The sequence below is a fragment of the Nonomuraea sp. AD125B genome (assembly GCF_041402765.1).
Taxonomy (GTDB): Bacteria; Actinomycetota; Actinomycetes; order Streptosporangiales; family Streptosporangiaceae; genus Nonomuraea; species Nonomuraea bangladeshensis.
On the sequence record NZ_JBGLOU010000002.1, the window covers coordinates 912,319 to 921,022 of the forward strand.

Annotated in this window: 6 protein-coding genes and 1 pseudogene; 2 read left to right on the plus strand and 5 right to left on the minus strand. The window is 70.8% G+C overall.

All coding sequences use genetic code 11. The features are described from left to right. Positions 1 to 33 precede the first annotated feature (33 nt). Together ACBR40_RS09290 and ACBR40_RS09295 are read right to left on the minus strand one after the other, a co-directional pair. Positions 34 to 1,260, minus strand: a complete 1,227-nt coding sequence (locus ACBR40_RS09290; protein ID WP_371248326.1) for an MFS transporter — start codon at positions 1,258 to 1,260, stop codon at positions 34 to 36. After that, positions 1,257 to 2,345, minus strand: coding sequence for an alkene reductase (locus ACBR40_RS09295; protein ID WP_371248328.1), 1,089 nt, complete (start codon positions 2,343 to 2,345; stop codon positions 1,257 to 1,259). The genes ACBR40_RS09290 and ACBR40_RS09295 overlap by 4 nt, the downstream gene beginning before the upstream one ends. A gap of 158 nt (positions 2,346 to 2,503) precedes the next feature. On the opposite strand from ACBR40_RS09295, the gene ACBR40_RS09300 reads away from it, so the two are divergent. After that, complete coding sequence (locus ACBR40_RS09300; RefSeq protein ID WP_371248330.1) at positions 2,504 to 5,164, plus strand: AAA family ATPase; 2,661 nt, start codon at positions 2,504 to 2,506, stop codon at positions 5,162 to 5,164. Positions 5,165 to 5,796: 632 nt separating this feature from the next. Here ACBR40_RS09300 and ACBR40_RS09305 read toward each other — a convergent pair. After that, entirely contained in the window at positions 5,797 to 6,723 is a 927-nt protein-coding gene (locus ACBR40_RS09305) for a hypothetical protein (protein WP_371248331.1), read from the minus strand. After that, positions 6,720 to 7,043 (minus strand): PadR family transcriptional regulator, encoded by a 324-nt coding sequence (locus ACBR40_RS09310; RefSeq protein ID WP_189136638.1) that lies wholly within the window; start codon positions 7,041 to 7,043, stop codon positions 6,720 to 6,722. The genes ACBR40_RS09305 and ACBR40_RS09310 overlap by 4 nt, the downstream gene beginning before the upstream one ends. A 592-nt stretch (positions 7,044 to 7,635) precedes the next feature. Here ACBR40_RS09310 and ACBR40_RS09315 point away from each other — a divergent pair. After that, the gene (locus ACBR40_RS09315; protein ID WP_371248362.1) at positions 7,636 to 8,079 is read left to right on the plus strand and encodes a recombinase family protein; all 444 of its coding nucleotides are present in this window, start codon (positions 7,636 to 7,638) and stop codon (positions 8,077 to 8,079) included. Between the two features lie 518 nt (positions 8,080 to 8,597). On the opposite strand, the pseudogene ACBR40_RS09320 reads toward ACBR40_RS09315, so the two are convergent. After that, positions 8,598 to 8,704 (minus strand): annotated as a pseudogene (locus ACBR40_RS09320) (IS5/IS1182 family transposase); the annotation flags it as partial.

The window sequence follows — 8,704 nt, forward strand, 5'->3', positions numbered from 1 at the left end:
GGTGCTGCCTTTCGTAGGGCCGGATCGTCGACGTCAGCCAGCGAGCGCGGCGGCGATGGCGGGGCCGAACGCGGCGCCGAGCAGGTAGCAGAGGTTGAACTGGCCCATCGCCGTCGATCTGGCGCCGTCGGGCACCGCGGCGGCGGCGCGTGCCGCGAACGCCCCTTGTCCGGAGGCGGCGGCGAGGGAGGTAAGCGCCTGGGCGATGAGGAGGACGGCCGGCGAGAGGCTGAGGCACGCCAGCCCCACGCCTGCCGCCGCCAGCCCGGGGAAGAGCCCGGCAACGGCCTTCACCGGCGCTTTCGCGGTGGCGGCGATCATCCCGTAGGAGGCCAGCCCGCCGAACATCAGCGGCCACAGGATGGCGGCTCCCACCTGGCCGCTGGTCCAGCCCGCCTGCCCGGCGAGCAGGGCGGGCAGCAGATAGATCATGCCGAAGTTGGTCGCGGCCAGCAGGAACGCCAGTCCGGACGCCAGCAGGAACACCGGAGCACGGACGATCGAGGCGGGCACGAATCCATCGCGCCTGGACCGTAGGTGCAGCGCCAGCAGGCCACCGGCGGCCACGGCGGCCGTCCCCGCGACCGGCCATGAGTGGGGCACGAACACCAGCGCGGTGACCAATGCCGTCAGCAGCACCGCACCCACCGGGTCGAAGGGAGCGGCCGGCGCCGGGTCGGCGGGTCGGTGGCGCAGCACGCCGGGAACGGCGAGCAGGCTCAGCGCGGGCAGGGCCAGGCCCGCCTGCCAGGACAGCAGCTCTCCGGCCAGATCGGCGATCAGCGGCGCGGTGGAACCGACCGTCGCCAGCGAGGCCGTGACGAGTCCCATGGAGCGCGCCGAGCGGGTGAGGCTCATGGCGATCGTGGTGAACCCGGCAGTGCCGAGCCCTTGAGCCGCGCTGCCCAGCACGAGCGACGGCAGCCAGGGCACGCTCACCACGAGCACTGCGCCCAGGGCGACCAGCGCGGCACAGGTGAGCAGGGCCCGGCGTACGCCCTGGTGGCTCTGCAAGCCCGCCATCAAGGGGGTGCCGATCGCGATGGCCCAGCCGAAGGCGGTGACGATCCAGGTCACGGCACCCAGAGTCAGTCCGAGGTCGCGGGCGGCGTCCGGCAGGATGAGGCTGGGCCCGGCGATCCCGAAGGAGAGCGGTCCCGCCAGCAGCGCCAGCCAGACCGCCGGAACCCCGCGGTCCGGAGCTCCGAGCTGATCGGGCGCTCCGGCGTGGGTGAAGGGGGCTGGGGATGAGCTGCTCATCTGTCCTCCCCGCTCACGGACAGCACGGGGTAGTCGGTGTAGCCGCGGTGGTCGCCGCCGTAGAAGGTCCTCGGGTCGGCCTCGGTGTACGGTCCGCCCGCCGCGATCCTGGTGGGCAGGTCGGGGTTGGCCAGCCACAGCCGGCCGAAGGAGATCGCGTCGGCCAGGCCGGAGCGCAGCGCCTCGATCCCGTCCGCGGGGTTCGCCGGCTCCTCGCCGCTCCACGGGTGCGGGTTGAGGACGAGCGGACCCTCCCACTCGGCGCGGATGAGCTTGGTCACGTCGCGTGTGTCGTTCTCCGAGACGTGCACGTACGCCAAGTCGTACGGTGCCAGCGCGCGGGCCAGCTCCGTGTAGAGGATCTCCGTGTCACTCTCCTTCATACCGTTGTAGGAGATGCCGGGAGAGATCCGGATGCCGGTACGGCCAGGCCCGATCACGTCGGCGACGGCCTGGACGACCTCCACGGCGAACCTGAGCCGGCCTGCCACCGAACCGCCGTAGGCGTCGGTGCGCCGGTTGGTGTTGTCCGACAGGAACTGGTGGATCAAGTAGCCGCTGGCGCCGTGCAGTTCGACCGCGTCGAAGCCGGCCTCCATCGCCAGCCGGGCCGCGGCGGCGAAATCCTCGATGGCCTGGTCGATGTCGGCCAGCGTCATCTCCCGCGGCGTCGGATGATCCAGCAGCCCTTCGGGGGTGTAGAGCCGCTCTCCGGAGCAGATCGCCGACGGAGCGAGGGGAAGCTCCCCTCCGGGATACAGACAGGGATGGCCGATCCGCCCGGAGTGCATGATCTGGACCGCGATGCGGCCGCCTCGCCGGTGCACCGCGTCCGTGACCACCCGCCAGGCGGCCATCTGCTCCGGCGTGTGCAAGCCAGGGGTGTCGATGTAGCCCTGGCCGATCATGCAGGGCTGGGTGCCCTCGGTGATGATCAGACCGGCGGCGGCGCGCTGGGCGTAGTACTCGGCGGTCAGTTCACCGACCAGCCCGCCCCGTGCCCGGCTGCGCGTCATGGGCGCCATGATCAGGCGGTTGGGAAGATCCAGCTCGCCGATGGTCACCGGCGTGAGAAGCTCGTTCACGTCACCCTCCTCGTCACGGGATCGTCTTCGTTGCCACGAAGGTATGAACGGGCGCCTACGGGCCGAATCGGTAAGATTTCGGTACAGGACTACTGGGATCGCGTACGTATCCCGGACGGCACGGCCGTACGTAATCCCCGCACGAAAGGCATGGTCGGTTGCTGTATGGCAGGGCGGGCGAGCAGGCCGCGATCGAGGACCTCGTGGAGGCCGCACGTGGCGGCCGCAGCGGCGGCCTCGTCCTGCGCGGCGAGCCTGGCATCGGCAAATCGGCGTTGCTCGACTGGGCCGCCGAGTACTGCACCGGCATCGGGGTGCGCGTCCTGCGGGTCACCGGCATCGAGACGGAGGCGGATCTCGCCTTCGCCGGGCTCGTCCAACTGCTCTGGCCGGTCCAGGAACACCTCGATGCGCTGCCCGGGACACAAGCGGACGCCCTGCGGGCGGTGCTCGGCTCGGGCGGCTCGGGCGCGCGGGACAGGTTCCTGTCCGGGCTGGCCGTGATGACCCTGCTGGCCCATCTCGCCGACGACGGGCCGCTGCTCTGCCTGGTCGACGACGCGCACTGGCTCGACCATGCCACCGCCGACGCGCTGCTGTTCGCCGCCCGCCGTCTGACGGAGGAGAGGGTGGCGCTGCTGTTCGCCGCGCGGGAGGAGGGCTTCGCCGCCGCCGGTCTGCCCGAGATCCGCCCGTCGAGGTTGTCGCAGCAGGACGCGGAACGCGTCCTGGCTCACCGAGGCCTGACCCCCGCGGCACGGGAGCAAGTGATCGCCGAGTCCGAGGGGAACCCGCTGGCGCTGATCGAATTCTCCTGCGAGCAGAGGCGCTACCATGCGGCGGCCGGCCCGATCCCGGTCGCCGACCGGGTGCTCGCGTCCTTCCGCTCACGCATCGCCCTGCTGCCCGACAAGACCCGTCTCATGATGTTGATGATCGCCGCCGAGGGCCGTGGCGACCTGCCGATGCTGCTGAGCGCCGCGGACGCGCTCGGAGTCGGACCGGAAGATCTGGAGGAGGCCGAGAAGGCCGGGCTGGTCGAGGTGAGTGCCGCGGCCATCGCCTTTCGCCATCCCCTGATCCGCACCGCCGCCTACCAGGGCGCGCCGCTGGCGCGGCGGATCGCCGTGCACCGGGCGCTGGCGGACGCGGCCACCGACGACGACTGCCGGATCCGGCACCGGGCCGCGGCCACGACGTCACCTGACGAGGACCTGGCGGTGGCGTTGACGCGCGCCGCCGAACGGGCTCGCGGCCGGGCCGCCTTCGCCGCCGCCGCCGGGCTGTGGGAACAGGCCGCGACCTACACCCCGCGCCCGCGCGACCGGGCCGTCCGGCTGGGCCATGCGGCGGCGCTGGCGCTGTCGTCCGGCCACGCCGACCACGCCGCCGGCCTCGTCGGCCAGGCCGAGGACCTGCTGGACGATCCCACGTCCCTCGCCACGCTGACCGAGATACGAGCGGCGGTGGAGTTCGAGCGGGGAAAGGGCCGGTCGGCCGCTCGGCTCCTGATGGAACGGTGCCCCTCTGCCGACCCGGTGGGCGCCGTCCCCATGCTGCGCACGGCAGCCGGGTACGCCTGGCTCTGCGGCGAGGCGGAGGTGATCCGGGGAGCGGCCGCACGCCTGCCCGCCATGGGCACACAGGATCCGATGATCCAGGGTCTGGCGCACCTGGTCGACGACGACTACGCGCGCGGCCTGCCCCTGCTGGCACAGTTCGTCGCGCACACCCTGCCCGACGTCACCGGCCAGGCACCGGGCACCCTTCTGGAGGGCGCCACCATCCGGTGGGCCGCCTTCTGCGCGATGGTCATGGCCGACGACGACGCGGCCGCCGCCCTGGCCGGCGCCGAGGTGGCGCGGTTGCGCCGGCAGAGCCTGGTAGGGGCGCTGCCGCAGGTGCTGCAGGATCTGGCCGGAGTGCACGTGCAGGCCGGCAGACACCGTGACGCCGAGGCGTGCATTGCGGAGGCCGTTGAGCTGGCCCGCCACATGGGGATGCACCAGCGCGTACCGCGGCTGCACTCGGTGCTGGCCAGAGCGGCGGCGATCGAGGGCGACGAGCAACGCTGCGTCCGACTCGCCGGTGACCAGCCGGACTCCGGCGGCATGGTCGGCCTCGCCGCGCTCTGCCTGCTCGACGTGGGGCTCGGACGCTACGAGCGGGTGCTGGAGCGGCTCGAGGCCGCGGCGCGAGGACCGCTGCGCCACCTGACGATGCTGGTCACAGCCGGAGCCGAGCAGGTCGAGGCGGCCGTGCGGCTTGGCGAGCCCGAACGGGCCGAGGAGCCCCTGCGCCGCCTGGAAGCCTGGGCGCGCGCCGGGAGACAGCCATGGGCCGAGGCGGTCAGCGCCCGCTGCCGCGCGCTGCTGAGTGACGACGAGGACGACTATCTGCGCGCCCTGGCGGCGCACCGGCGCGCGGACCGGCCTTTCGAACAGGCGCGCACCGAGCTGGTGTACGGCGAGTGGCTACGCCGGGCGCGGCGCAACACCGACGCCCGCATCCCGCTGCGGGCGGCGCTGAAGACCTTCGAGCGGTTGCGGGCCGCGCCGTGGCGGGCGCGGGCGGAGGCGGAGCTGAAGGCGACAGGAGAATCCGTCCTGGCAGCCCAGCCGACGGCCGCCGACCCGCTGGAGCGGCTCACGCCCCAGGAACTCCAGGTCGTACGTCTGGCCAGGGACGGGAGCACAAGCCGGGAGATCGCTACACACCTGTTCCTCAGCCCGCGGACGGTAGAGCACCACCTTTACCGGGCCTACCGCAAGCTCGGCATCCGGTCACGCCGGGAGCTGGCCCGCCTCGACCTCACCTGAACCACGCCGACCTGCACGCAGCCGCGCTCTCGGCCTCCGAAGAGAAGCAGCTCAGCGAGCAGGGCCTTTGTCGACGGACGGCCTCTGGCCGCTCGGCGCTCCATCCGGCGGCGGTATGCCGATGGCGAGATGTCTCCGGCCGGACTTCAGCCACACCAGCAAGGCCAGTGTAGGGTCCGCGCTTGCGTGAGCATTCGCTGCTGCGGAAACGCCGGAATCCGGGTTTGATGCGCACCGGGTTTCCAGGTCTGGATGAGCAGTGGCTCAGATCGGGGCGCAGTCGCTGAACACGTAGCGTCGTGGTCCTCCAGGAGCGTCATCGGCCGGCCATGATCGTTATCTGGGGGTGACGACCTCTTCTCGCAGGTCAGAGCATGATGGTCCCTTCTGACAGGTAAGGCATATTGACCGGCTCTCGCAGCATGGTGCGAGGGGCCAGGCGTTCCCGTCCTGCTCTCTGCGGAAGCAGACCATTGACAGCGATGCAGGGGCGGCTGCGGCATCTGACCACGGGCCGTCGCGTCCGTCCTCGGGCGGCGCAAGCCGAATACGGAAGATCAGGTGTGGGAATGATCTGCCGGCTCGTGCCGCTGCTCAGCCGCGTGGCACCGGCTGACGGCACCACGCGTCGTTCAGAAGGGGGCCCGGCCGAACTGTGTGCGCTCGGGCAGCATGGCCGGGTCCTCGGGTGCCCGCCTCAGCACGGTCCTGGCGACCAGCGCCGCCATGCCGACGCTGAGCACCGCGCCGGCCGCGAGCGCCGTGACGAACCACGGCGACGCCTCCATGAGGCCCATGGCCACCAGCACCGCCACCGCCAGCCACGCGATCGCGTTCGAGATGGCCGCCACCGTCAGCGACTTGCCAGCGGCACGCGCGGCGGACCTCAGCGCGGATGACGTCGCCGCGATGAGCGGCAGTGGCAGGATCAGCGCCATGAGGGGCGGCACGAAGAAGCCGCCCGTGATGGCGTCGCCGAGCGGCCCGAGGGGTTGGCCGGCGCCCAGCATGAGGCTGGCGTACATGATCAGGACAAGCATGATCGGCAGGGCGATGGCCAGGCCGGTCGCGACCACTCGCTTCCCGGCCGTCCGGGCCGCCGCCCCGAGCGGAGCACGCTTGCCGGCGGTGCGTACGGCGGGGGTGAGCTGCGCCAGTGACAGCAGTGCCATCGCGCCCGCCGAGGCGAACATGGTCGTGGCCGTCCCGCGCAGCTCGCCGGCGAGCGATCCGGAACGCACCGCCTCGGCCCACACGCCATGCAGGCTGACCATTTCGCGCACGCCCGGGTTCCACAACAACCACAGGCCATAGACCCCTGCGACCAGGACCGCCGCGAGCGGCAGGCGCAGCGGCCGGGTGCCGGGGAGGCGCCGGTGGTGCAGCCACGCGTCGCCGGCCCCGCCGGCCAGGTCGGCCACCGTGCGTAGCCGCACCGGCCGCGAGGCGACCAGGTCGGCGACCTCCTCGCCGTAGCGCTCCCGCCACGCCTTCGGGTAGAGGCTCAGCACGGCCCCCGCCGCCGCTCGCAACACGCCGGCCCCCATGCTCCGCCTCATGCCGTCCCCCACGCCACTCGCCTGACTCCCGCCTGCTCGACCCGGCGCAGGGTGGCGAGCTGCTCGCGCAGCGCGTCACGCCCTCCGTCGGTGATCCGGTACGGCTTGCGCCGCTCGGCCGGCTCCACCGCCTCGATCCAGCCGCGCTCCTCCAGCCGCATCAACGCCCCGTAAAGGGTGCCCGGCTCCAGCGACGTGCCCGAGAACTCCTCGATGTCGCTGATCATCCGATAGCCGTGTTTCTGGCCCTCGGCGAGGCTGATGAGCACGAGCAGCGCCACGTCCGTGAAGCGGCCGAGCTCCTGTGTCCTGCGTGCCATGTATTCAGTAAAGCTTAGTAAGTATCGCTGAGCAAGTCCTAGCGCGTCCGCAGTCAGCCGCACGGAATGCCCGAGCCGGTGACCGCGAAGGTCATCGCGGTGCTCGTGGCGACGATCGTGTCCTACGTGTTGAATCGCGAATGGTCGTCCGGACCAGGGGCACGGCCGTGAGCGCCGTCACGAGGCGGCGCTGTTCTTCCTGGTCAGTGGCGTCGGTCTGGTGCTCAGCTCCGCGCCGCTATGGATCTGAAAGGCGAGTTCTGGATCGGCCACCGCTGGATCTGGATGTAGATCAACGGCCCCGTCCCTGACGGCCCGGTACTGGGCGGATTTGCGCATTCACTGCGCATCAAGAGCCGACGTTGCGCATCGGATCGCGGATCCTACAGCCAGCGCATCTCGTCGTCTGTGGGGGTGAACGTCTCGGTCAGCTCCCGGCCGCCATCACCCGCGGGTACGCGATCAACCGACGTCACCCATAACCCGGAAAGAACACCGAGCGGACAAGGCCGCTACCTCAGCGATCAACCGGCCTCTGTCACCACGGCGGCCCGTTTCCGGCGCATTCCGGCCGCACCCCTGCCACGCCTTCCTGTCCGCCGGTGACACACTGGTGGTGCCCGAGCTGGCCCGCTACGGCCGCTCCCTGCACGACCTCATCACCATGGTCGCCGAGCTGCGCCGCCGCGAGATCGGCTTCACTAGCCTCCACGAGAAGCTCGACACCACCACCCCCGGCGGTCGGCTGGTCTTCCACGTCTTCGCCGCCCTGGCCGAGTTCATCCGCGAGCTCATCGTGGCCGGCACCCACGAGGGCCTGGCCGCCGCGCATGCCCGCGGCCACACTGGCGGCTGCCCCACCGTCGTCACCCCCGAACTCCTCAAGGCCGCCCGCGACCTGCTGCCCGACCCCGAACGCTCGCTCACCTCCATCGCCAAGCTGCTCGGCGTCTCGGTCGGCACCCTGTACAACCACATCCCCGACCTGCAAGAGATTCGCGCAGGCCAGCAGCCAGCTCTCATGCAGAGGAATTGACCCTCGAAGAAGGCCGCTCGCTGAGCTGGCCGTACGGGCGTTCACGGCTAACCCGAGGACAGCAGCTGTGATAGCAATCCGTGATCATCGCTACCGCCAATTTCTGCACTCAGATTCCTCGAGGGCCGATGTGGCGCTGCCGCAGCAGAGACTGGGTCGCGGTGGAGACACGGGAGTAGACAATCTGCACCGGGCTCTCCTCAGGAACGGTTGCAGCCCGATCTTCCTGTCGGGAATCCTGTCGTCAATTCGCGTGCGAAACCGGCCATCCGACGTCACGGTTTGTCACTCGATGTTCGGTTTCCGGGAGGGCTTGCGGGGCCACATCAGAGGGTGTCGTCAAATCTTCTAATCCCGACACCCCGCGAAGGCTCCACAACACGCTCAAGAGCTTTCCGGCGGCTGGCGAGCGATGCTTATGCGTGGAACTGTAACGTGCTGGGCGCGGTTGCCCCCGATAGTCATCGCTCGCGGATGGGCGAGGGTGAGTATGTGCCCGCTAGGAGCTGTTTCTTGGATCAGGTTCGGAGCCAGATGACCAGCGCGGCCAGGGTGACGGTACCGAGGAAGATGTAGGCGCGTTTGTCGTAGCGGGTGGCCACAGCGCGGAAGTTCTTCAGCCGGT